Below are 22685 nucleotides of genomic sequence, written 5' to 3'. Positions count from 1 at the left end.
TTGTGTGTGACTCAGCAATTCTAGTCCTCCTCATCTATGTTGCGCAATTGGCTTACGAGCTTAACTTTTTGCCCCTTAACCGCACTAACTTCCTTGATTTTACGAGCAGGTGCCCCCACAACGACGCTGCCAGCCTCCACGTCTTTAGTCACGATCGCACCGGCACCTACGACTGCGCCAGCACCTACGTGTACGCCTTCCAAAACTACAGCGTTAGCACCGATCAAAACGTTATCGTCGATCTGCACTGGTTTAGCGGACGGCGGTTCTACCACACCGGCCAGCACCGCACCGGCACCGATATGGCAATTTTCTCCCACCAATGCCCGGCCGCCTAAAACCGCTCCCATATCGATCATCGAACCAGCACCGATCTCAGCGCCAATGTTGATGATCGCGCCCATCATGATCACAGCTTGTTTGCCGATCACTACCTGATCACGAATGATCGCACCGGGTTCGATCCTGGCATCGTATTTTTTAGTATCCGCTAGTGGCAGTGCGGTGTTGCGCCCGTCGTTTTCAACGTGATACCCAGTGATAGCGGGTGTTTGGTCCAGCCAAGTTTTGACTTGCTGCCAGTCGCCAAAAACTACCCCCGCTTGCGGCGTTAAGTACGCATCCAGCGTTTCTGGTACCCGTAACTGGCCTAAGTCTCCTTTAATATAAACTTTGACCGGTGTTTTTTTAGGCGCCTGCGCGATAGTTGTGATAATTTCATTTGCATCCAATTTAGCCATTTTTTCGTCCTCCATTTGTTTTGAGCCACCAATTTTCCCATTTACCCGACTCGTGTGCCGCTTTGTTGACTACTTTCAGTAATTCCCGGCGCGTGACGATCCCTACGAACACGTTTGTAGGAGTGGTGACCACTAAAAAATTTTCGTCAACTAATAAGTGCAATACCTTTTCTAACGGACATCCCTGTTGGATCGTGCGCACCGTAGTTTCCATCACATCTGCCACCGTCAAATTTTCCAGTACACTGTCGTCGATGCCGTTTAACCCCAACATCTTCTCGGTGATCATCGCCAGTGACAACAATCCCTTAAAATGCTGTTGGGCATCAAGGACCGGTATTTTAGCGTAACCGACCTTGGTCAGCACCATAAAAGCATGTTCTAAAGTGTTACTTTCTTGCAGGTTAACTACTAATTCGGCGGAGATCAGTAACTTGTTGCGCTGTTTTTCAAACGACCGCACAATCGCCTTAGCTATCATAAACTACCTCCTACTAACGTCCTTATCTCATTATTTTATGCGGATTTAAGCAAATTACAACTGCTGGCCTTCTTTTTTAGCAATAAATTAAAAGGCCCTGCCACCGCTCAAGCGATAACAAGGTCTCTGTTAACTTATTATTAAATTACTTTAACCGTTCTTGTAATTCTTTAGTTAATTTTTCGTAGCCCGGACGACCTAACAAGGCAAACATATTTTTCTTATAAGCTTCCACTCCCGGCTGGTTAAACGGATTAATACCGTTTAAGTAACCTGAAATTGCGACCGCGATCTCAAAGAAGTAAATCAAGTAGCCCAAAGTGTGTTCTTTTTGGTCGCTGATATTAACGACCATGTTAGGAACTGCGCCATCGGTATGTGCTAGAATAACTCCCTTGGTTGCTTGGCCGTTAACGTAATTCATTTCTTTTTCACTCAAATATTCCAAACCGTCCAAGTTTTCCTCGTCGGCAGGGATCTTGGTATCGAAACGGGGGTGTGCCACTTGGATGACCGTTTCCATCAAGTTGCGGCGTCCCTCTTGGATATACTGACCCAAAGAATGTAAATCGGTCGAGAAATTAGCAGAAGACGGGTAAATTCCTTTTTGATCCTTACCTTCGGATTCACCCATCAACTGTTTCCACCATTCTGAGAAGTATTGCAATGATGGCTCATAATTTTCCAAGATCTCGGTAGTGTAACCCTTCCGGTACAAAATATTACGTAAAGCGGCGTAACGGTAGGCATCGTTTTTAGTCAAGTCCGCGTCGCTATAAGCACTGCGCGCGTCTGCGGCACCCTTCATCAATTCGTCGAGATCGGCACCTGAAACCGCGATCGGTAATAAACCAACGGGAGTCAAGACTGAGAAACGACCACCAACGTCATCGGGGATCACGAAAGTTTCGTAGCCAGCTGCATCGGCTTCGGTCTTCAACGCACCGCGTGCCCGGTCAGTAGTGGCATAGATCCGTTCGTTAGCTCCCGCCTTGCCGTACTTAGCGATCAGTTTTTCTTTAAATACCCGAAATGCGATCGAAGGTTCGGTCGTCGTCCCCGATTTAGAAATCACGTTGACCGAAAAATCACGGTCGCCGATCAGATCGATCAGGTCGTGGAGGTAAGAACCGGATAAAGAATTCCCGGCAAAAAAGATCTGCGGAGCATTGCGTTTTTCTGGTGCTAACATGTTATAAAATGAATGGTGTAAAAATTCAATCGCTGCCCGTGCGCCTAAATACGAACCACCGATCCCGATCACTACTAAAACGTCGGAATCAGAGCAGATTTTTTGGGCGGCCTTTTTGATGCGAGTAAATTCGTCGTGATCATAATCCACCGGCAAATTCAAAAAGCCCCGAAAATCATTTCCAGCACCAGTCCCTGCCCGTAACTCTTGGTCAGCGGCGCTTACTAGCACTTGCAATTCGCCTAATTCATTGTCCTGCACAAAATTCGTTAAATTAGAACTATCAAAGGAAACTTGAGCCATAACCGATCTCTCCTTATTATTTTGTTAGCTAATACAACTTTTATTATACATCACTTTTAATAACTTAACAGGGGAAATCCGTTTAAAAAACGATTTTTGCTTAATGTTACTTAACAGCCGTTTTAGTTTTGGCTTCCTTGGCTAAATGCTTCGTGATCGCTTTTTTGGCATTCTCCACGTCGGCGGCGTTTTGATCGGTATCCTTTAATTCCGGTGCGTCCGAATCGTAGTCGCCGATCGTCGTGTGGTGCTGGTTTTGTGACCATAAACTAGTCGAAGCGGATTTTAACTGTCGTTCTCGTTGCATCAAGTCGTACCAATCATTTTGGTAGTCGTAATTATGCGGGTCGACCGGAGTAAAATTAGTCGGCACGTAAAAACGTAAGAGATTTTTATTGTTAAGCGCGTCTGACAGCGATAGTTCTTTCATTACTTTTTGCGAGTCACGGGTCAGTTGTTTTTTGACTCGGGCGCGCGGATGAGTGACCACGTTTCCCGTCGCGTTTTCGTAGATCGTACTGCCGATCACCGTATATTTGGGCGTCACAAAGTTATTATTTCTAAACGCCACCACCTGATCGTGTTGCGGAGAAAAGAGGTCCGTACCAAATTGCAGGTAATCTTTAGTGTCAACGCCTAACAAATGCAACAACGTCGGCAAAACGTCGATCTCTCCTCCGTATTGTTGCTGGATACCCCCATTTTGCTGGCCGGGAATGTGGATCATAAACGGCACTCGCTGCAGTTGGGCATTATCGTTATCGTTCCAAGTAGCAGCATCCTTGCCCAACAAAGGAGCCAATTTCAAGTTACGCGTATCGGAAACGCCATAATGATCACCGTAGATCACGATGACCGAATTATCGTAGAGCCCGCTTTTTTTGAGGTAATCAAAAAATTCTTTAACCGCCTGATCGAGATAATGCGCGGTCACGAAATAGTTATTGACCGAATTATCATCGGTATGCGCCGGGGCAAAAGAACGGTTCTTTTTATCCAGTTCATAAGGAAAATGATTGGAAACCGTAATGAATTTAGCGTAAAACGGCTGCTGCAAACGTTCCAAGTACTTAACAGAATCGTGAAAGAGCAATTTATCTTTTAAGCCGTATTCCGTCAGGTTAGCTGCATCCTGATTAAAGTAACTCGCATCAAAAAAATTCTGGTAGCCCAAGTTGCGGTAGACATTGTTGCGGTTCCAAAAAGAACCGTTATTGCCGTGAAAAACGGCGGAAGAATAACCTAACTGTTGGGCTAAGATCGCGGGCGCACCTTCGAAAGTATTGTCGGTCCCCAACGCGGAAAACAAAGAGCCCTGTGGTAAACCATAAGTGCTAGTCTCTAGCATGTTTTCGGCATCAGAAGTTTTTCCTTGCCCCACTTGGTTAAAGAAGTTAGCGAAACTATAAGTTGCAGGATCGTTATATAAACTGTTCAAAAACGGCGTGACTTCCTTATCATCCAAGCGATAATTAATTAAAAATTGCTGAAAACTTTCCAGGTGAATCACGAATAAATTTTTACCGCGAGCAACACCAAACATTGCGGGATCTGGTTCAGCGTAATGCTGCTGGGTAAACTGCAACACTTTATTTAAATCGGCACTATCGGCCCGGTTACGCGCCTGATTGTTCTTAGCAGTCTTCAAACCATCGTAAACCGTAAAAGCATCGATCCCCAGATATTTTACCAAGTAATTGCGGTCAAACGTCCGTGTTAATAGCTGCGGGCGGTTAGTCTCTCCTAAAGTTAAGTTCACCAGTAACAGCAATAGCGAAAAAGAGGTGAACGCAGCAGCTTGCCGCTTGGGCAGCGGCTCAGGATCTAATCTGATCACCCGACTCATCAAAGCTAACAAGACTAAAACGATATCGCCCACCAAAATAATATCTTGGGGTTTTAGCAACGCAAAAGAACTACCGCTTAGTCCCTGAGAGACCGACGAATAACCAAAGATCACGTTGATCGTCATGAAATCCGTAAATTCGCGGTAATAGATCACACTAAACAATAATAAGGCGCTGTTGGCAATATAAATCAAAATCATCGTTAGGTAAGCCGGCAGTGTTTTTTTAATATACAAGCCTAGGCTAAATAACAATAGCGTAGTGGCCAGCGGGTTTAGCAGTAAGATCAGGTACTGGTAAAAGCCACTGACTCCGAGGTGAAAATCGATCAAATAACTAAGGATCGTTTTTAACCAAAATAAAAAAACCAACAGCATTAAAAAGCCTTTGCGGGTATTAAAAAAGGCTCTGATTTTTTTGCTCTGCAAAATGCGTTAAATTCCTTTCATCATAAACTCGATCACTACCAGTCTATAATAACAAACAAAGACCCGTCAATTTTCACTCCTCAACTTCAAAGTAATTTAAAAAATTAAAACAAGCTGTGCAACCAAACGTCTAGCAGATGAACACTAGTCGCGACCATACAAAATAGGACTGGAACAAAATGAACTTTGTCCCAGTCCCACCAGTAATAATTTTTATTTAGCCGTTAACAATTTTAAAATATTCGTATCGATTTGGTTGACCATGATCACCGTAAAAGTATAGAGGTCCATAAAAAACGCTAGTTGTAAAATGCTTCCCTTAAAAACCATGAACAGCGAGATCCAAAAAAAGAGCTGGCTTAAAAACGACCACCGTCGTTTATCGGCAGTATAATTTTTGAATTTGCCCTGTTCGCTTTGTGAAAGATTAGTAGGAGTCCGAACTGCGGTATTTTTCCGTAATTTTACTAAACGATAATTTTCTCGTAAATTGTAAATCATTAACACTACCAAGGACGCATAAACAATTGTTTCAATTAGCGACAATAGTTAAACCTCCCTTAGCTCATTAGCGCGCGATGATCACATCACATTCAGCAGCCCGGATCACGTAATCGGTCACCGCACCCACTAATACCCGTTCAACCGCGTTTAAACCCGTCGGTCCCATGATGATCAGGTCCGTACCGTGATCCAATGGGAAGTCTTTAGAGATAACTGTTCGTGGCGAGCCAAAACGAGCATGGACTTCGACATCAGTAAAACCCTGAGCCTCAACTTTATCTTTGAGCTCCCTCAAATACTGATCGACATCCTCGAATGTCTGATAAACGACATCCCCATTTGCCCCTAACATCCCAGCAAAACTAACAGAAAACTGTTTTAAGTCGATCACGTTTAAAATGTCCAAGTGTGCTTGGTTTCTTTTAGCGATCTCAACTGCCTTACTCAGTGCTTTTTCTGCTGCATCAGAACCATCAACTGGTACTAAAATTGTTTTATACTGCTGTTCCATGACTGCCACTCTCCTTAATAAATCAATCACTTTATTAATTAGATTGTAACATGAATTTTAATTTTTGTCGTCCGTTCGTTCCAAAAGCAAGTAATTGCGACAAATGTCCCTGATCCGTTCTAATTCCTTTCCCAGCTCAGTTTCATTAAACGGCGTCGCAATTTTTTGGAGTAACCTACCGTAACGTTCGTCTTTGTGCTGAGTGTTTTGGTACTGGGCACCACAAACGCGCTTTAAGTTGCGCAAAATCAACAGTGCCCGTTGCTTTTCATTTTGCGCGTTTAACTCTATCGCCGACTGCGCCTCGTCGCGGTATAAGCGTACCTGTTCTACTAAATAATCCTGTTGCATCATAATTTCTCCCTCTAGTTTGAAAATCAAGCACCGTTTGCTGCCACACAAGCGGCACTCCAAGATTGTTATCGCTTACTAATCATTGCATTAAATTAATAACGTTAACTTTTAGGCTCCGAGCCCGTCAATTGGGCAACGTGCTTTTTCAAATAAGTCAATAATTCATGTTCGTTAGCAAAAACGTGCGGGTGCACCTGACCGTGCAAACGCAACGTGATCTTATTGACCTTGATCCTCCCGGTCCACGTATAGACGTGTTCGACCACGAAACGATTGACGTAACGGCCATTTTGCTTCCCGAACTTCAATACATAAACTCTTTCAGGTGTAATCAACGGATTAACGTGGACTTTAGTATAATCAATATGATTAGCCCGTAAAAAATTTTTAGTCTTTTTTAGCAAGTCGCTGATTTCCCCCTTTGTTCTTTAAGCTAATTATAACAAATGTTGTTGGTAAATGTTATCATCTTGCCGGATATTAAATAAGAATGTTCATAAAAGTTAATTTACAAACATTCCCATAGTTAATTTGAATCACCCGTACGGGGATCGAACCCGTAACTCCGCCTTGAGAGGGCGACGTCTTAACCAATTTGACCAACGGGCAAAATTACTTATATAAGTATACACCCCTTAGTAAATTTGTCAACCCACTAATGCTTATTATCCGCAGCAATGTCATTCACATCTGATAATGTCTTAAGTAATCACACGAGAAAATGTCTCAAATAACTAGAAAAATTCCTCCGCTTCTGCCAAAATAATTAGGCAAATTATACAGCGGAGGATCTTATGAGAAAGGTTTACTTAACGATGAAAGAAGCACACAAATATCGAATTATCAAAAACGTAGCTGAAGGTAAAATGCCTAAAACTAGAGCTGAGGTTCAACTAGGGGTAACCAGACGTCAGATTGATCGGTTACTTGTCCGTTACAGAACAATTGGTAAATCAGCTTTTATTCACCAAAATCGTTTGAAAAAGCCCAAGCACGCACTTTCCCAAACAACACGTTCAACTATCGTTGAACTGTATCAAACAAAATACGTCGGCGCTAATTTCACTCATTTTACGGAATTATTAGCCGAACATGAAGACCTTAAATTCAGTCGGTCAACAATCGCTAATATCTTAAAACAAGCGAATATTTTATCGCCTAAGGCTCATCGGCGAACCAAACGACTGCACCGAGAAAAGCTCCGAAAACAAGCTATGAAAACTAAAACAGTCGCTAAATCAGATAAAATTTTAATTCCAGGAGAAACTCACCCTAGTCGCCCACGTAAAAAATATTTTGGTGAATTAATCCAAATTGACGCTAGTGACCACTTATGGTTTGGCAAGCAAAAAAGTCATTTACACGTGGCAATTGATGACGCAACTGGAACTATCGTTGGTGCTTACTTCGATCATCAAGAAACCCTCAAGGGTTACTACCACGTTTACCATCAGATCCTAACCAATTATGGCATTCCATATGAATTTTTCAGTGATCGGCGAACGGTATTTGAATATCAACGCAAACACCAAAAACAGGTTGAAAATGATACTTTTACGCAATTTGGTTATGCTTGTCAACAACTTGGAACTAAGATTTCGACCAGTTCTATTCCACAAGCAAAAGGGCGAGTTGAGCGTCTCTTTGAAACGCTACAATCTCGCCTAATCACTGAATTACGTATTCATCAAGTAGCTACGCTAGCTGCGGCCAATGTATTCCTAGATTCCTACATCGAAAGATACAATGCGCAGTTTGCCCTACCGATAAATGATACCACATCAGTGATGGAAAAAGCACCCGTAACAACTAAATTAAATCTAATTTTGGGCACTTTAACTACTCGTAAGATCAATACAGGTAATCACTTTTCATTCCATAAACAGGCTTATTTACCGGTCACATCGACTGGAAAAGGAGTTTATTTTCAACGTGGGACAGAGGTGTTGGTTATCAAAGCCTTTGACGGTGAATTGTACGCTTCGATCGCTGAAGGTTTATATCGTGTGCGTCGCTTAGCGGCACATGAGTTACGATCCCAGGAATTCGACGCCGTACCTCAAAAACAAAAAGCGAAAAGAAATTACATTCCACCGCTTTCGCATCCCTGGAAAGCAGCCAGTTTTAACCGCTATTTAGCTAAACGCGGGATCACACAAGCAGAATTTGAACAGGAGCGCTACGCTTAGCACAGCTTTTTTCGTCGGTCGACTCAGATTAAAGCAACACATCGCCTTACAGAGGTCAAGGGCGGCGTAGCCGTTTATTTTACCCTTGACCTTCTGTGAGGCGGTGTGTTAGGCAACCATTTCGACTGACAAAAAAGCTGAGCATCCCCTTTTTTCAGAGGGAGATAGCCCAGCGGCTTGAGCGCTAATTACTCGCTAATGTTTATATTTTTTTGAGACATTTTCAAAAACGATTGACACCCACTAATGCTTATTATCCGCAGCAAAACCACGAGTTAAATTGACGCAACAATTCTTGCACCGCTTTTTTCCTATGACTGACCTGATTTTTTTGAGTGGCGGTCATTTCGGCAAAAGTGCATTTAAACGGCGGGTAGTAAAATAACGGATCGTAACCAAAGCCGTCGTTACCGTGCGGTTCAGTTAAAATTACCCCTGCTACTTCACCTTGGACGATCAAAGGGTCACTTTGCGGACGCAGTGCTACGATCGTGCAGTGAAAACGGGCCGTTCTTTGAGCTAACGGAATCCCCGTTAATTCTTGCAATAGTTTACGGTTATTAGCCTGATCGTCATGATCTCCCGCATAACGCGCCGAGTAGATCCCCGGGCGTCCGTCCAACGCATCGACCATCAAGCCTGAATCGTCGGCTAAAACGGGTAAGTGACAAGCGGCCATCAAAGTGCGGGCTTTGATCAGCGCGTTTTGCGCAAAGGTCTCCCCTGTTTCTTCAATATCATATTGCTGCTCCAAATCATTTAAAGACTTGATTTTTAAGTGTTTGGGAGCAAACAGCTCACGGTACTCAGCGACCTTGCCCGCGTTATTACTAGCAATTAAAATTTCATCCATTATTATCACCCGTTCTTATTTTTAAAAAAAATTGCCCAGATTCAGCGTATATTTAAATATAGCACAAAAAAAGGTATAATCAGTTCAGACAAGTTAAGGGGGAGCAACACGGAATGCCAAAAAACTTTTTTACTACTTCAACCGTTAATAATCAACTGGGAACAACTTTAGCCACAACCATTTTGCGTGACCAAGTTTTACCTCTAGTAACCGGCAAAAAAAGCAAAATCTTATATTGGACCGGCAGACAGTTGGCCCGCGAATTCATTTTAGCACAAGTTTCAGACTTACCACCGTTTTTTGCCAACGCGGGGTGGGGAGACCTAGTCTGTCACAAAGCACACACCGCCGAGCAGCGTTTTATTTTAAGCGGTGAGATCGTCAGCGTGCGCCAACAAGCAGCCACGGAACCCAACTTTTTATTAGAGACCGGCTTTATCGCCGAAACCTTACAAAATCAAACTGGCCACCCGACGGAAGCCTGGGTCACCGTTAAGAAAAATGAAGTCCATATTGCGGCTAAAATGGATATAAACGCGCCGTTATTAGAGGAACGCCCCGAACCTAACTTGGGATTTCCTCAGGCCGCACAAAGACCATAGGTGATATTTGTAGCTGCCAATGAAAAAACACGGGGGGCTGGGACAAAACGAAGTTTTGTCCCAGTCCCATTTTGATTTTCCGTAAATAATAGACTGATCGTGCTCCAAAAACCAGCAGCCTAGTTTCTAAGTGGCTTACCTCACGGCTTCATTTTACTTTCCTATTTTAATTCGACCACAGTCGCGCCGTTTCCTCCAGCATTCGGGGACGCGTACGCGAAATTTTTCACCAGCCGGCTTTGTTGCAGGTATTCGGTGATTCCCCGCCGCAAAGCCCCCGTTCCCTTGCCGTGAATGATCGTTACCGACCCATAACCTGCTAGTACCGCACTATCAAGGTAACGATCGACTTTAGTCAACGCTTCTTCGTACCTTTCGCCGCGCAGATCAAGGGTCGGAGAAACCGTACTGGTCCGTTTGACGGACGTCCTCGGAGTTTTAGTTTTAGTTGGCGTGATCTTTTCTAATTCGTCTTCAGCCAACTTCATCTTAATTACCCCCAGCTGCACTTCCCACTCCTTTTTGCCAATTTTTTGCACCAAAACGCCCTGCTGACCGTAAGTCTTGACCAAGACGTCATCGTTAGGGTGTAATTCTTGTCGGTTCTTAGCACGTTGTAAAACTTTATTTTTGCGCAAATTTTCCGGCTGGTGCAGCCGATTTAGTTTGCCCTTCGCCGCGATCAACCGGTCTTCTTTCACGTCACTAGCGCCGTTCAACCGCAACTGACGCAAATCGCCAATGATCTGATCCGCCTTTTTAGTCGCGTCATCCACCATCTCGTTAGCCTGCCGCCGCGCTTTCGCCAGTAAATTTTGTCTTTGATCGTTTAGCTTCTGGCTAGCCTGCTTGAGATCGTTTAGTAATGACTCTGCCTCGACTAAGTCACGTTGCGTTTTTCTTTCCTGTTTGGCTACGTCTTGTCTTTTCTGCACCAAATCACCGATAATGTCATTTAATTCCTGGCTATCTTGCGCCACTAAATTGCGAGCAGACGCAATGATCTGGGCTGGCAGTCCTAGCCGCTGAGAAATATCTAACGCGTTACTGCGGCCCGGGATACCGATCAACAGTTTATACGTCGGATTTAAAGTCTCACTGTTAAATTCGACCGAAGCATTGATCGTTTCCGCGCGTTCGTAACCGTAAGCCTTTAATTCCGGATAATGCGTCGTCGCCACTACGTAACTGCCGTGGGCCCGAGCGTAATCCAAAATCGCAATCGCTAACGCCGCGCCTTCCTGCGGGTCAGTTCCCGAACCCAATTCGTCAAATAACACTAACGTCTTAGCAGTCAATTTAGGTAAGAAACTATTGATATTAGTCAAGTGCGCCGAAAAAGTACTCAAATTCTGTTCGATCGACTGTTCGTCACCAATATCAGCAAAAATATCACCGAAAACCGTGACGGTACTTTCCGGTGCGGCCGGAATAAATAACCCAGCTTGAGCCATCAACTGGATCAGCCCCACGGTTTTTAACGTTAACGTCTTACCGCCAGTATTGGGCCCCGTGATCAACATCGTTTTAAAATCCTGTCCTAATACTAAATCATTTTTAACGACCGTTTTCACGTCCAACAAGGGATGCCATGCCTGGTGTAAGTCGATTTGTGCCGCTAGTTCAGGCTGTGTCGCCTTAATTTCATTAGCATAAAGTGCCTTAGCATTGACCAAGTCCAAGTGGCCCAAGACCTGTGCGTTATGACTGATCTCCGCGGTATAAGGCACCAAGGCCTGCGATAATTCCTGTAAAATGCGTTGAATCTCCTGTTTTTGGTCGGCCTGTTGTTGGGCCAACAAGTCGTTTAATTCTAACACGGCTTGCGGTTCAATAAATAACGTCTGCCCGGAAGCACTCTGATCGTGGATCTGACCGCCAAAATGACTGCGGTACTCAACTTTTACCGGTAACACGTAGCGTTCGTTACGCACCGTGATCACGGCTTCGCTTAAATACTTGGCGTTTTTACCGTGAACCATGTGTTCCAGCTGTTCTTTGACATTTTGGGTAGTTTTTTTGATCCGGCGCCGCAGATCATGCAACAACACGGAAGCATCATCCGTAACGTAGCCTTCATCCGTGATCGCCGTCCGTAATTTAGCGGTCAACTGAGGCAAAGTCGTTAATTCAGCGACGCGCGTAGTAAGTTCAGGGACCGCAATTTCTTCGCTGTTCAACTGTTCAAAAAACGCTTTGACCTCCTGCACGGTACGCAACACCTTGCCGATCTCCGCTAACTCCTGCGCGTTTAACAAGGCTAACCGTTCCAAACGCTTAATAGGTTGCGTAATACTATTGATCCGTGGCAACAGCAAGCCACCTTTTAAGCGTAAAATTTCAGCCGCGTCGTGCGTTTCGTCTTGCATTTGCTGTACTAAAGCTGGCGTTGTCGCTGGTTGTAAAGCAGCCAATTTTTTTTGGCCCATTTGGGTCACTAGATAATTACTTACTTTTTGTTTAATTTTACCAAAGTCTAGGATCGCTAAACTTTTTTCGTTCACCTTATGCACCCCTTTTAATTCAACTCGTTACCGGTAATTTCAGAAAATAGTGGCGTGCGGTGTAAGATCACCTGCGCCACCCGTGAATTATTCACGGATTCGTTGAGCTGTGCCGCGGGACTCAAGCCGACACCTAGCAGTAAGAAAAATAATATTAAATATACCAGTACAAAACAAACGATCCCGCCACACAAAGAATTTAACTGCACGATCAGTGGTAGCTTAGTTATCCCCGTGGTCAGCCGCAATACCAAACGTAAGACTAACGCCCCCGCTAAAACCAGCAGCCAAAACGCTAATAACCGGGTAAAAACCGCACTCGCCTGCAGCGTCGTCCCCGGTAAAAAGTGCAGTAAAATAGTGCCCACTGCCTGAGAAAAATACAGTGAGCTCCCGATGATCACCAAACTACCACAAATTTTTACCAGTGTCTTTACCAATCCATGCCGGTAACCATAACTAAAAGCCACAAATAACAGCACTAAAATGATAGCCGACATCTATTCACCTACTTTTTATCCTGTTTTTTCAATCGCTCTAATTCCGCTTGCTTTTTCAACTGGTCCGAAACTGCGTTGACCGCTAACAGTACTGCCGCATCTTCTCTAGTGATCGTCGGTAGCTGTTCTTTGATTTCGGCTAACTGACTAGTCAACAATTGATTGACGGCCGTCATATGTTCTACCGTACTATCACCAATGATGACATACTGCTTTCCGTTTAACTTTAACTTAAATCTATTCTTGCTGGCTGTCATCAAAAGGCTCCTTTATTTCCAAATTAATTATTGCCATTATTGTAGCATTATTGTCGGCGCCAGAGAAGTGCTTACCTAATTACATCACAAAAGATGCGAAAAAATAGTGGTGCTCAAAAACACTTCGACTAGCAAAAAAGGCCTGAGACAAAACAGCGTTTGCCCCAAGCCCCAATTTCACTTCTTTGATCTACGCGGCGCCGCTATCCTTAAAACAACAGCCGCCACCGATATTTTATTGCAAATTTTCGTCGTTTAAAAACGTATCTAAGACGTCTTCGACCATCTGCCACTCTTCATCGTCTGCGATATCGTGCAGTTCGGCTTCCTTTTGCTCGCCGTTTTCGTTGGGATCAAACGAAAATGCCAACACGTCTACTTGTTCTTCGGGTTCAGAACCAGCTGGTACCAACAAAATATATGATTTGCCGTAATCTTCGGAATTGAAGGTAAATAAAATCTCATACAGTGTTTCGTTACCCTGATCGTCGACCAAAGTAATTAAATTATCTTCTTCATTTGCTGCCATCGTTGAACCTCATTTCTCAAGTAGTTGCACCAACTTGCCTTTGCGTGCCAGATAACTCTCTAAAATCAAACTGGCGGCTAGCTTATCGATCACTTTTTTCCTTTTCTTACGCGAAGTATCCGCCTGTTCGATCAACATCCGCTCGGCTTCCACCGTCGTTAACCGTTCGTCTTGGTACTCAACTGGCAACTTAAAGCGTTCCTGCAGCCGGTCGCCGTAAGCTTGACTAGCAACTACCCTGGGCCCAAGAGTATTGTTCATATTCTTCGGTAACCCGAGCACAAAAGCACAAACATCGTACTTTTCCACCAGTTCGGCCACGCGTTGCAAGCCCCACTCTTCTTGTTGTTCGTCGATCTTAATGATCTCAACGCCTTGCGCCGTCCAGCCCAGTTCATCGCTGACCGCCACTCCGACGGTCTTTGAACCCACATCCAGTCCCATTATGCGTGGCACTTCGTTACTCCTCCTTATGCAGGTATGAGCGGACCAGTTCTTCGACTAGTTCATCGCGTTCATATTTTCTGATTAAATTGCGCGAATCGTTTAAACGTGGAATATAAGCTGGATCGCCTGACAATAAATAACCTACGATCTGATTGATCGGATTATATCCCCCCTGTGCCAAAGAACGGTAGACTGTCTCAAGCGCCTGATGCACGTCTTTTTGCCGCTTGTCATCAAAAGCAAAATACCTAGTCTCATCCAATGAACTCATTAACTCCACCTCACTATTTCGCTACTTACTACCTATTCTACTAAAACCCGTCCACCGCTACAACGTTTAAGTGGAGTTGTAAGAAAGACGTAATAGTTTGGAGATATAAATGAAATTTTAACGCTAATTTAATCAGCGCGACTTGCTCGCAGCGTTAAGCCTGTTTTAAACACTCAGCTGCCTTTTGCAGTGCAGCTGCGATCCCTGCCGGATCCTTGCCACCTGCCTGGGCCAATGCTGGGCGACCGCCACCGCCGCCGCCAACCAAAGGAGCGATCTGTTTGATCAATTCCCCAGCTTTCAGCCCCGCTTTAACTGCCGTTGGGGCAACCGCAACGATCAAATTGACCTTGTGTTCCGCCGTAGCAGTTGCTAAAACTAAGACGTCAGAAACCTGTTTTGCCTGCCACTGGTCGGCTAATTGACGCAGCTGTTCCATTCCAGCGACCTGCACTTTAGCCGCAACAAGCGTATAGTTACCAGCCGTTTGAACCTGCTGCCAAATCTGGGTAGCCTGCTGGCTAGCAAATTTTCCTTCCAGGGTCTGAATTTTTTGTTCCAATTGCTTATTAGTATCCATTAACCCCTGGACTTTAGTCGGTACCTCAGTATCCTTAGCCGTCTTCAGCACCGCAGCCGTTTGGGTCAATAATTGATTTTTAGCCTCCAAAAATTCATAGGCTTCCCGAGCGGTAACCGCTTCGATCCTGCGGGTACCGGCACCGACACCAAATTCGGCGGTGATTTTAAAGAGACCGATCTCGCCGGTATTGGTTACGTGATTGCCCCCACAAAATTCGCGCGAGTAATCGCCGGCAGAAACTACACGGACAACGTCACCGTATTTTTCGGAAAACAGCGCGATCGCCCCCATCTTTTGGGCACTCTCAAAATCCGTAACGGTCGTCGTTACTTCTAAGTTTTCCCAGATCTTTTCGTTAACTATTCGTTCAACTTGTGTTAATTGCTCTTGGCTCAGCGTTCCCATGTTAGTAAAATCAAAGCGCAGGTAGTTAGGTTCTACCAGCGAACCAGCCTGGTGGGTATGCTCACCCAAAACATCGCGCAAAGCCTGATCTAACAAGTGAGTTGCCGTATGATTTTTCCGCAGCTTATTGTTGCGGGCAACGTCGATTTCTAACTGGTATTTTTGACCGACTTGCAGTTGTCCTAAAACTTCTACTTTATGCATATTTTGCCCGTTAGGTGCGTGTTGCACGTCTAATACTCGGGCCACTAACTGGCCGTCTTGGTCTTTGATCGTTCCGGTATCAGCAACCTGACCACCCATTTCCGCGTAAAAAGGTGTTTGCGAAAATAACAGTTCGACTTCTCCGCTGCTGACCTGATCGACCAACTGATCTGCGGTCACGATGTTAGCCAACGTAGCCTCAACGCGTGCCGTTTCATAACCAACATACTCACTAGGAGTCTTTAAGTCGGTCAGTAACGCGTTTTGCACGCCCATCGATTTTTCGGAGCCACGCGCGTCGTGAGCCCGTTTCTTTTGGGCCGCCATCTCCTGGTCAAAGCCTTCACGGTCAACGGTCATCTGATTTTCAGTCGCATATTCAGCGGTCAACTCCAACGGAAAACCATAGGTGTCATACAGTTTGAAAACCGTTTTTCCGGGTAAGACCGTCTGCTTTTTTTGTTTCGTAGTTTGGATCAGGTCGTCTAACAAAGCGAGCCCGTCTTTTAGTGTTTCGTTAAACCGTTGCTCTTCTTGACGCACGATTTTTTGAATATAAGCGCTTTGTTCCGTAATTTCTGGGTAAGCACTTTGCATGATCTGACCCACGATTGGCACTAATTGTTCCAAGAAAGTGGTTTTGATCCCTAATTTATGACCGTGCATCACGGCCCGCCGCAACAACCGGCGGATCACGTAGCCGCGACCGTCATTTGAAGGCAAAGCACCGTCGCTGATCGCAAAAGTAATTGCCCGAATATGGTCGGCAATCACCTTAAAGGACACGTCACTATTGTCATTTTCGCCGTATTTAACTCCCGCCGCTAACTCTTCAGTTTTAGCGATCAGTGGTAAAAATAGGTCCGTTTCAAAATTAGTCTTAGCGTTTTGGAAAACAGAAACTACCCGTTCCAAGCCCATACCCGTATCAATGTTTTTATGCGGTAACGGCTCGTAGGTGTCATCTGGTTTGTGGTTAAATTCCGAAAAGACGATATTCCAAATCTCCAGGTAACGTTCGTTTTCTCCTCCGGGATAACTTTCCGGATCGTCGGCAGCGAGGTCGTTAAATTCCTGCCCCCGGTCGTAGAAAATTTCTGAATCCGGACCGGAAGGACCCTGGCCGATATCCCAAAAGTTGTCTTCCACTTCGTAAATATGGTCGGGACTGACACCGACTTGTTGCCAGTATTCTTTAGTTTCAGTATCCTTAGGATAAACTGTCATGTATAATTTTTCCGGATCCATAGCAAACCAGTCCGGAGAAGTCAACAGCTCCCACGCCCAGGCAATCGCTTCTTTTTTAAAATAGTCCCCGACCGAAAAGTTACCTAACATTTCAAATAACGTTTGGTGGCGCGCCGTGTGACCGACGTTTTCGATATCGTTGGTCCGGATCGACTTTTGTGAACTCGTCAAGCGCCGGTTTTTAGGTACTACCGAGCCATCAAAATACTTTTTCATCGTCGCCACGCCCGAATTGATCCACAGTAACGTCGGGTCATCTTTAGGCACTAAAGGCGCACTTTTTAACACGTCGTGTCCCTTACTCTTAAAAAAATCTAGGTACATCTGGCGCACTTGCGCACTCGTTAGTTTCTTCATTGCAGTTCCTCCTATTTCAAGCACAAAAAACACCGCTGCTCACAGGGACGCGTCAGCGCGGTACCACCCCATTTGCAACGATGTCATCGTAACCTCTTAATTAACTTATTCATTTTTATCCAGGGAGCACTGAGTAACGACGCGTGAATTTTTACACCGACCAAATTCTCTCTTAAACTAGCAGAAACTCAGTATATCCTGTACTATACCGTCAAAGTATAAATTAAATCACGGTATTTTGTCAAATCAAATTAGCCTTGGTTTCATTTTTTAGCCGTATTTTGCGCATTACGCTTTTTCAACCTACGCCGGTAACGCTCGTCTTTTTGCACGGCGCGTTTGATTTTTTTCTTATAACCCGGCTTGTGTTTTTTCTTTTGCTTAGCAGCCATGCCCCGCAACTCCGGAGCCATGCCCTCGTGATGCCTCTTTCTTTTTTGCCGCCGGTTGCGGTCATAAGAATCAACCAGTTCACCATTTTTAAGTTCCTTAGGCACAAAAGTGATCCCAATCTCTTCTAGTTGCGTGATCTTTGTCTCGTCATCCGGGGTATACAACGTGATCGCAGTTCCCTTCAACTGATTTCTCCCCGTCCGACCGACCCGGTGAACGAAAAATTCTAAGTCGTTAGGCAGTTCGTCGTTGATTACCACAGAAACTCCCGGGATATCGATTCCCCGAGCAGCTAAGTCGGTCGCCACTACGAACTGATAATCTAACGCTAAAATCTGTTTCATCACTCTTTTACGCTCGCGGGCTTCCATGCCGCCGTGAATTTGTGCTACCTTTAAGCCCTGTTTGCGCAAGTACTGCGTTAATTCGGTAACTCGTTCCTTAGTATTAGCAAAAACCAATGCCAAATAAGGCTCTCCTAACGTTAACAGCGAATAAATCAGCTGCTTACGGTCTTTACCCTTGGTCGACAACAGCCAATTAGCGACGTTAGGGTTGATCACCTGCGTATTTTCAACGATCTCTAATCTGGGGTGGTGCATGTACTTATCTAAAAACGGCTTTAATTTAGCCGGGATCGTCGCCGAAAATACTAACATTTGCAGTTCGGCAGGTAAAAAAGAAGCGATCCCCGATGTTTCCTTTAAAAATCCCATGTCAAGCGTCATATCCGCTTCATCCACCACAAAAAATTTAACCTGCCGCACGTCCAATTCGTGCGTAGAGATCAGATCCAAAATCCGCCCGGGCGTCCCGATCACAACTTGGGGTTGGTGGTGGTGCAACTTAGCGATCTGGCGCTTCTTATCGGTACCGCCAACGTAGTTATGCACGGTGATCTGGGGGGCAGCTTCCTTAGCCACCAACCGAGCAGCCTCGTAGATCTGAACCGCCAATTCTCGACTCGGCGTGGTGATCACGGCTTGAGCCATCTGCTTTGTCAGGTCGATTTGGTTTAAGATTGGTAATAAAAAGGCGTGCGTCTTACCGCTTCCCGTCTGAGCTTGCCCAATGACATTTTGGCCCGCAATGATCGGTGGCAGTAACTGTTGTTGCGCGACCGTCGGTTCAACGAAGCCGATTTTTTGTAGTGCCGTATTGATAAAAGGTTTAAAGTGGTAATCCGTTAATTTTTTTCCCATTTTTTCTCCTATTCAGTGGCTGCTAATTCGTCTAACTGGGCCACAAAACCCGCAATTTCGCTTTCATCTTTGATCGTAGCTCCACTGGCTAAAGCATGCCCGCCACCGTGATATTTTTTAGCCAATTCATTGATCACGACTTTTTTAGAACGAATGCGTAGGCGATACGAGCCGTCTTTTTGCTGCTCAAAAATCGTCCAGCACTTAACCGTTGAAATTTTTCCTAACAAGGGCACTATCGCCGAAGTACTGGCATCTCCTAGTTCAAATTGCTGCAGTAATTCGTTAGTCAACACGATATAAGCAGCGTTGTGGGGCGTCAACGTCATGTGCTGCCACACGTAAGCACACAGGCGAGCCACTGCCGGTTCGATCTCATCCATCCGCCGGTTGACCGCCGCATTATCAAAGCCCGTGCGCACCAGCTGTCCCGCGACTTCTAAGGTATGCGCGTCCGTGGCGTCGTACATAAAACGCCCGGTATCCCCGACGATCCCAGCATACAACATTCGGGCAGCTTCTTTGGGTAACTGTAATTTTCCCTTGCTGCTGGTCACTAAATCAGCGATCATTTCCGAGGTGCTAGAAGCGCCGGGCACCACCCAGTTTAACTGTCCGTAAGGATCGTCATTAGGGTGATGGTCGATTTTAAGCAGCATTTTTCCTTGAGCATAGCGTTCGTCGTCAATGCGCGGACTATTGGCGGTATCGACGACGATCACCAACGCGTCTTGATACTGTTCGTCTTTGACCTGTTCTTCTTGAGCGATCCATTCTAAGCCGCGAGCCCGAGTACCGTTTTGGTAGATTTTTTTCGCAGGAAAACTCGCGCGCAAAATAGCAGCTAAACCGCACTGAGAACCGATCGCGTCCGGATCGGGGCGCTGGTGACGATGGATAATGATCGTTTCAAATTGCTCGATTTGTGCCAGTATTTCTTCTTGTATCGTCATTATTAAACTCCTTTAAACTAAATTGTTCTTCTTCGTCGTTGGCCACAACGGTAACGACAAATTTTCAAATTCCAACGGCGCTAAATTAGTCATCGTTAGTCCCAACAACCTAATATCATAGTTTTCGGGTTGGACTTCTGCCAGTAATTTTTGCCCGTAAAATTCAAATAATTCGCTGTCATTCGTCCAAAAATCATCCCAACTCAACCGCTTGGTCGTCGTTTCAAAAGCCGAATTTCTGACCTTTAAGACCAGCGTCTTACCGTGTTGCTGCTGCTTTTTTAAGTCTGCAGCTAATCTAAGCGCCGAACGGTGCAGGTAATCTTGTACCTCCGGGGCGGTCTGTAACGGCCGGTCAAAAGTCCGCTCGTTGCCGATCGACTGTCGTTTTCGCTGCCATTCTACCGGCCGCTCGTCGATCCCTCGTACCCGCTGGTATAAAAGATAACCCATCTTACCAAAATGCTTGATCAAATCAGTTGCACTGTGCGCGTAAAGGTCTGCGCCGGTAAAAATTTGTAATTCATGCATTTTAGGCACCGTCTTTTTACCAACACCGCGGAATTTTTCGATCTTCAAGGGGAATAAAAAATCACGTACAGAGTCGGCGCGAACCACCGTGATCCCTACGGGTTTGCGGTAATCCGAAGCTAACTTCGCCAGAAATTTATTGTAAGAAACTCCCGTCGAACAAGTCAAATGAAGCTTATCATAAATTTCTTGCTGAATCTGTTTGGCCACTTGAACGGCCGGGATCTTGCTAGCTGAAATATCCAAGTAAGCTTCGTCAAAGGCGACCGGCTCAATTTTTTGCGTATACTCGTGCAAGATCTCGTGCAGCTGGTGGGAAACCCGCCGGTATTTAGGAAAATCGGGTTGCTTAAAGTAGGCCTGCGGACACAACTCCCACGCTTGTTGACTACTCATCGCCGAATGGATCCCGAAAAAACGGGCCCGGTAATTAGCGGTAGCGACAACGCCGTGACCCCCACTTTTACGTGGATCGCGCGCGATCACTAACGGTAGCGTAGCCAAAGACGGATCATCGCGCATCTCGATCGAAGCGTAAAAAGCGTCCATGTCCACGTGCAAGATCTTTCGTTCCATGCCCTTCCTCCTGTAACCCCCAGTAATCAACACAGAACTATTATTCACGAAAATTAAACGGGACTGAGACAAAACTCTGTTTTGTTCCAGTCCCATTTTTGTTTTCCGTAAGTAATAGACTGATCGTGTTCTAAAAAGCAGCAGTTTGTCCCCACTCCGCCTTTTGTGAGAGGTCAATTGTACTCCAACTCACTATAGTTAATCCGGGTCAAAGTACCACTTGCGCCCGTCTTTTTGTAACAGTTCTGTCGCTTGTGCTGGTCCCATTGTACCACACTTATAAGACGGTAATTGTGTTAGACTCTGCGCGTCCCACGCCTGTCTGATCGCATCCACAAAACGCCAGGAGTAATAGACTTCATCCCAGTGCGCGAAATTAGCCGTTTCTCCCTTTAAAACATCATATAATAATTTTTCGTACCCAACCGCTAACTTTTTTTGCTCGGCCTCACTATGACGGTATTTTAAACGTAAGCCCTCGACTCGATAATCTTGCAAGTCGACTTTTTTGCCGTTTAACCGTAACTCTAAGCCGGCCACAGGTTCGATCTTAAACGTTAAGACGTTGGGTTTTAACGGCCGGGTTCCAAAAATATTATGAGGCATATTTTTAAAGACGACGTCTACTCGACTGGCCTTAGTCGTCATTCTTTTACCGGTGCGCACGTAGATCGGCACCCCAGCAAAACTCATATTATCGACAAACAACTTACCGGCCACAAAAGTTTCGGTACAAGAATTCGCGGCCACCTGATTTTCCTGCCGGTAACCTTTTTGTTCCCCGTTTTGAGCGTACTGTCCCCGCACAAAATTACGTTCTACTTGCTGGGGCGAATAAACTTTCAGCGCTTTTAACGTGCTGATTTTTTCTTGGCGCAGATCCGAATCACTATAACTGGTAGGAGCATTCATCGTTACTAACGCCACGGTCTGCAAAATATGGTTTTGAACCATATCACGCAGCGCACCCGCGTTTTCATAATAACCCGCACGCTCCTCAACGCCTAGCGCCTCGCTTAAAGTGATCTGAATATTGTCAATGTAGCGGTAATTCCACAGTGCATTAAAAATATTATTGCTAAACCGTAATGCTGGAATGCCTTGCACCATTTCCTTACCTAAATAATGATCGATGCGGTAAACGTCTTTTTCGGGAAAATACTGCTTGATCTCATCGTTTAGCGCCACCGCACTAGCTACGTCGTGGCCAAATGGCTTTTCGATCACGACCCGGTTATAGCCGCTCGCACTCACTAAGCCCTGCGTTTTCAAGTGCTGGCAGATCGTACCAAAAAATTGCGGCGACATCGCCAAATAAAAAATACGGTTACCGTTCAAATGATATTTATCTTCCAGGTGAACTGCCAACTCCTGCAAGGTTTCGTAGTGTTTAGTATCATTGACGTTATGCGCCTGATAGTAAAAATGACTAGCAAATTCGTTAGCCTGCTTAGTCGTGACTTCCATCCCCGAGATCGCGGCCCGTACCACTTCTTGGTAATGATCGTGATTCCACGGTCTGCGCGCCGTCCCGATCACGGCGAAATTTTTTTGCAAGTACCCCTGCTGGTAAAGGTTAAATAACGACGGGTACAATTTACGTTGCGCCAAATCGCCCGTGCCACCAAAAATAATAAATAAAGCCTGCTGTTCATTTTTCATTATCATCAAATCTCCTACAGACCTAAAATTAAACGCCCTACATCAAATAATGTAAGACG

The 22685-nt window shown here is 45.2% G+C and carries 22 protein-coding genes and 1 tRNA gene; 2 read left to right on the top strand and 21 right to left on the bottom strand.

The window, feature by feature from the left end; translation table 11 throughout:
* Positions 1-20: 20 nt before the first annotated feature.
* The 9 genes from dapD to ACSYSK_RS03250 all read right to left on the bottom strand — a co-directional run bounded on the left by dapD (position 21) and on the right by ACSYSK_RS03250 (position 6969).
* Positions 21-740 (bottom strand): 2,3,4,5-tetrahydropyridine-2,6-dicarboxylate N-acetyltransferase, encoded by a 720-nt coding sequence (gene dapD / locus ACSYSK_RS03290; RefSeq protein ID WP_491715507.1) that lies wholly within the window; start codon positions 738-740, stop codon positions 21-23.
* On the bottom strand, positions 733-1221 hold the full coding sequence (cbpB, locus tag ACSYSK_RS03285) for a cyclic-di-AMP-binding protein CbpB (RefSeq protein ID WP_491715506.1): 489 nt from the start codon (positions 1219-1221) through the stop codon (positions 733-735). Before cbpB ends, dapD begins: the two co-directional genes overlap by 8 nt.
* A 145-nt stretch (positions 1222-1366) precedes the next feature.
* Positions 1367-2716 (bottom strand): glucose-6-phosphate isomerase, encoded by a 1350-nt coding sequence (locus tag ACSYSK_RS03280; RefSeq protein WP_491715505.1) that lies wholly within the window; start codon positions 2714-2716, stop codon positions 1367-1369.
* A 106-nt stretch (positions 2717-2822) separates the two neighbouring features.
* Positions 2823-4991, bottom strand: a complete 2169-nt coding sequence (locus ACSYSK_RS03275) for an LTA synthase family protein (RefSeq protein WP_491715504.1) — start codon at positions 4989-4991, stop codon at positions 2823-2825.
* A gap of 213 nt (positions 4992-5204) precedes the next feature.
* Positions 5205-5537 (bottom strand): hypothetical protein, encoded by a 333-nt coding sequence (locus ACSYSK_RS03270; RefSeq protein WP_491715503.1) that lies wholly within the window; start codon positions 5535-5537, stop codon positions 5205-5207.
* 22 nt (positions 5538-5559) lie between these two features.
* Positions 5560-6006: a universal stress protein gene (locus ACSYSK_RS03265; protein ID WP_491715502.1), complete on the bottom strand. Its 447-nt coding sequence runs from the start codon at positions 6004-6006 to the stop codon at positions 5560-5562.
* 57 nt (positions 6007-6063) lie between these two features.
* Positions 6064-6360, bottom strand: a complete 297-nt coding sequence (locus ACSYSK_RS03260) for a hypothetical protein (RefSeq protein ID WP_491715501.1) — start codon at positions 6358-6360, stop codon at positions 6064-6066.
* A 101-nt stretch (positions 6361-6461) separates the two neighbouring features.
* On the bottom strand, positions 6462-6764 hold the full coding sequence (locus tag ACSYSK_RS03255) for a hypothetical protein (RefSeq protein ID WP_491715500.1): 303 nt from the start codon (positions 6762-6764) through the stop codon (positions 6462-6464).
* A 132-nt stretch (positions 6765-6896) separates the two neighbouring features.
* A tRNA-Glu gene (locus ACSYSK_RS03250) sits at positions 6897-6969 on the bottom strand.
* Positions 6970-7175: 206 nt separating this feature from the next.
* On the opposite strand from ACSYSK_RS03250, the gene ACSYSK_RS03245 reads away from it, so the two are divergent.
* Positions 7176-8549 (top strand): ISNCY family transposase, encoded by a 1374-nt coding sequence (locus ACSYSK_RS03245; protein ID WP_491715848.1) that lies wholly within the window; start codon positions 7176-7178, stop codon positions 8547-8549.
* Between the two features lie 253 nt (positions 8550-8802).
* On the opposite strand, the gene ACSYSK_RS03240 is transcribed toward ACSYSK_RS03245, so the two are convergent.
* Positions 8803-9402: an XTP/dITP diphosphatase gene (locus tag ACSYSK_RS03240; RefSeq protein WP_491715499.1), complete on the bottom strand. Its 600-nt coding sequence runs from the start codon at positions 9400-9402 to the stop codon at positions 8803-8805.
* Positions 9403-9515: 113 nt separating this feature from the next.
* On the opposite strand from ACSYSK_RS03240, the gene ACSYSK_RS03235 reads away from it, so the two are divergent.
* Positions 9516-10004: a DUF2507 domain-containing protein gene (locus ACSYSK_RS03235; RefSeq protein WP_491715498.1), complete on the top strand. Its 489-nt coding sequence runs from the start codon at positions 9516-9518 to the stop codon at positions 10002-10004.
* Between the two features lie 161 nt (positions 10005-10165).
* Here ACSYSK_RS03235 and ACSYSK_RS03230 read toward each other — a convergent pair whose 3' ends face one another.
* From ACSYSK_RS03230 to zwf, 11 genes are all read right to left on the bottom strand, one after another.
* Positions 10166-12508 (bottom strand): endonuclease MutS2, encoded by a 2343-nt coding sequence (locus ACSYSK_RS03230; RefSeq protein ID WP_491715497.1) that lies wholly within the window; start codon positions 12506-12508, stop codon positions 10166-10168.
* 14 nt (positions 12509-12522) lie between these two features.
* Complete coding sequence (locus ACSYSK_RS03225) at positions 12523-13008, bottom strand: CvpA family protein (RefSeq protein ID WP_491715496.1); 486 nt, start codon at positions 13006-13008, stop codon at positions 12523-12525.
* Positions 13009-13016: 8 nt separating this feature from the next.
* Positions 13017-13265: a cell division protein ZapA gene (gene zapA, locus ACSYSK_RS03220; protein ID WP_491715495.1), complete on the bottom strand. Its 249-nt coding sequence runs from the start codon at positions 13263-13265 to the stop codon at positions 13017-13019.
* A 235-nt stretch (positions 13266-13500) separates the two neighbouring features.
* The gene (locus tag ACSYSK_RS03215; RefSeq protein ID WP_491715494.1) at positions 13501-13794 is read right to left on the bottom strand and encodes a DUF1292 domain-containing protein; all 294 of its coding nucleotides are present in this window, start codon (positions 13792-13794) and stop codon (positions 13501-13503) included.
* Positions 13795-13803: 9 nt separating this feature from the next.
* Complete coding sequence (gene ruvX, locus ACSYSK_RS03210) at positions 13804-14250, bottom strand: Holliday junction resolvase RuvX (protein ID WP_491715493.1); 447 nt, start codon at positions 14248-14250, stop codon at positions 13804-13806.
* A 4-nt stretch (positions 14251-14254) separates the two neighbouring features.
* The gene (locus ACSYSK_RS03205) at positions 14255-14512 is read right to left on the bottom strand and encodes an IreB family regulatory phosphoprotein (RefSeq protein ID WP_491715492.1); all 258 of its coding nucleotides are present in this window, start codon (positions 14510-14512) and stop codon (positions 14255-14257) included.
* 154 nt (positions 14513-14666) lie between these two features.
* Positions 14667-17309: an alanine--tRNA ligase gene (gene alaS, locus ACSYSK_RS03200; RefSeq protein WP_491715491.1), complete on the bottom strand. Its 2643-nt coding sequence runs from the start codon at positions 17307-17309 to the stop codon at positions 14667-14669.
* Positions 17310-17572: 263 nt separating this feature from the next.
* On the bottom strand, positions 17573-18904 hold the full coding sequence (locus ACSYSK_RS03195; protein ID WP_491715490.1) for a DEAD/DEAH box helicase: 1332 nt from the start codon (positions 18902-18904) through the stop codon (positions 17573-17575).
* Positions 18905-18912: 8 nt separating this feature from the next.
* A complete protein-coding gene (locus tag ACSYSK_RS03190) occupies positions 18913-19857 on the bottom strand; it encodes a DHH family phosphoesterase (protein WP_491715489.1) in 945 nt (314 codons plus the stop codon).
* A gap of 12 nt (positions 19858-19869) precedes the next feature.
* A complete protein-coding gene (gene dinB / locus ACSYSK_RS03185; protein WP_491715488.1) occupies positions 19870-20964 on the bottom strand; it encodes a DNA polymerase IV in 1095 nt (364 codons plus the stop codon).
* Positions 20965-21162: 198 nt separating this feature from the next.
* The gene (gene zwf, locus ACSYSK_RS03180) at positions 21163-22626 is read right to left on the bottom strand and encodes a glucose-6-phosphate dehydrogenase (RefSeq protein WP_491715487.1); all 1464 of its coding nucleotides are present in this window, start codon (positions 22624-22626) and stop codon (positions 21163-21165) included.
* Positions 22627-22685: the final 59 nt, after the last annotated feature.

The organism is Ligilactobacillus sp. ESL1201 (genome assembly GCF_058503265.1).
This window is presented reverse-complemented; position numbering and strand designations above follow the sequence as displayed.

Coding starts and splice junctions, on each gene's coding strand:
- dapD (WP_491715507.1), bottom strand. CDS start 740: ATGGCTAAATTGGATGCAAATGAAATTATCACAACTATCGCGCAGGCG.
- cbpB (WP_491715506.1), bottom strand. CDS start 1,221: ATGATAGCTAAGGCGATTGTGCGGTCGTTTGAAAAACAGCGCAACAAG.
- ACSYSK_RS03280 (WP_491715505.1), bottom strand. CDS start 2,716: ATGGCTCAAGTTTCCTTTGATAGTTCTAATTTAACGAATTTTGTGCAG.
- ACSYSK_RS03265 (WP_491715502.1), bottom strand. CDS start 6,006: ATGGAACAGCAGTATAAAACAATTTTAGTACCAGTTGATGGTTCTGAT.
- ACSYSK_RS03260 (WP_491715501.1), bottom strand. CDS start 6,360: ATGATGCAACAGGATTATTTAGTAGAACAGGTACGCTTATACCGCGAC.
- ACSYSK_RS03245 (WP_491715848.1), top strand. CDS start 7,176: ATGAAAGAAGCACACAAATATCGAATTATCAAAAACGTAGCTGAAGGT.
- ACSYSK_RS03240 (WP_491715499.1), bottom strand. CDS start 9,402: ATGGATGAAATTTTAATTGCTAGTAATAACGCGGGCAAGGTCGCTGAG.
- ACSYSK_RS03235 (WP_491715498.1), top strand. CDS start 9,516: ATGCCAAAAAACTTTTTTACTACTTCAACCGTTAATAATCAACTGGGA.
- ACSYSK_RS03225 (WP_491715496.1), bottom strand. CDS start 13,008: ATGTCGGCTATCATTTTAGTGCTGTTATTTGTGGCTTTTAGTTATGGT.
- zapA (WP_491715495.1), bottom strand. CDS start 13,265: ATGACAGCCAGCAAGAATAGATTTAAGTTAAAGTTAAACGGAAAGCAG.
- ACSYSK_RS03215 (WP_491715494.1), bottom strand. CDS start 13,794: ATGGCAGCAAATGAAGAAGATAATTTAATTACTTTGGTCGACGATCAG.
- ACSYSK_RS03205 (WP_491715492.1), bottom strand. CDS start 14,512: ATGAGTTCATTGGATGAGACTAGGTATTTTGCTTTTGATGACAAGCGG.
- alaS (WP_491715491.1), bottom strand. CDS start 17,309: ATGAAGAAACTAACGAGTGCGCAAGTGCGCCAGATGTACCTAGATTTT.
- ACSYSK_RS03195 (WP_491715490.1), bottom strand. CDS start 18,904: ATGGGAAAAAAATTAACGGATTACCACTTTAAACCTTTTATCAATACG.
- ACSYSK_RS03190 (WP_491715489.1), bottom strand. CDS start 19,857: ATGACGATACAAGAAGAAATACTGGCACAAATCGAGCAATTTGAAACG.
- dinB (WP_491715488.1), bottom strand. CDS start 20,964: ATGGAACGAAAGATCTTGCACGTGGACATGGACGCTTTTTACGCTTCG.
- zwf (WP_491715487.1), bottom strand. CDS start 22,626: ATGAAAAATGAACAGCAGGCTTTATTTATTATTTTTGGTGGCACGGGC.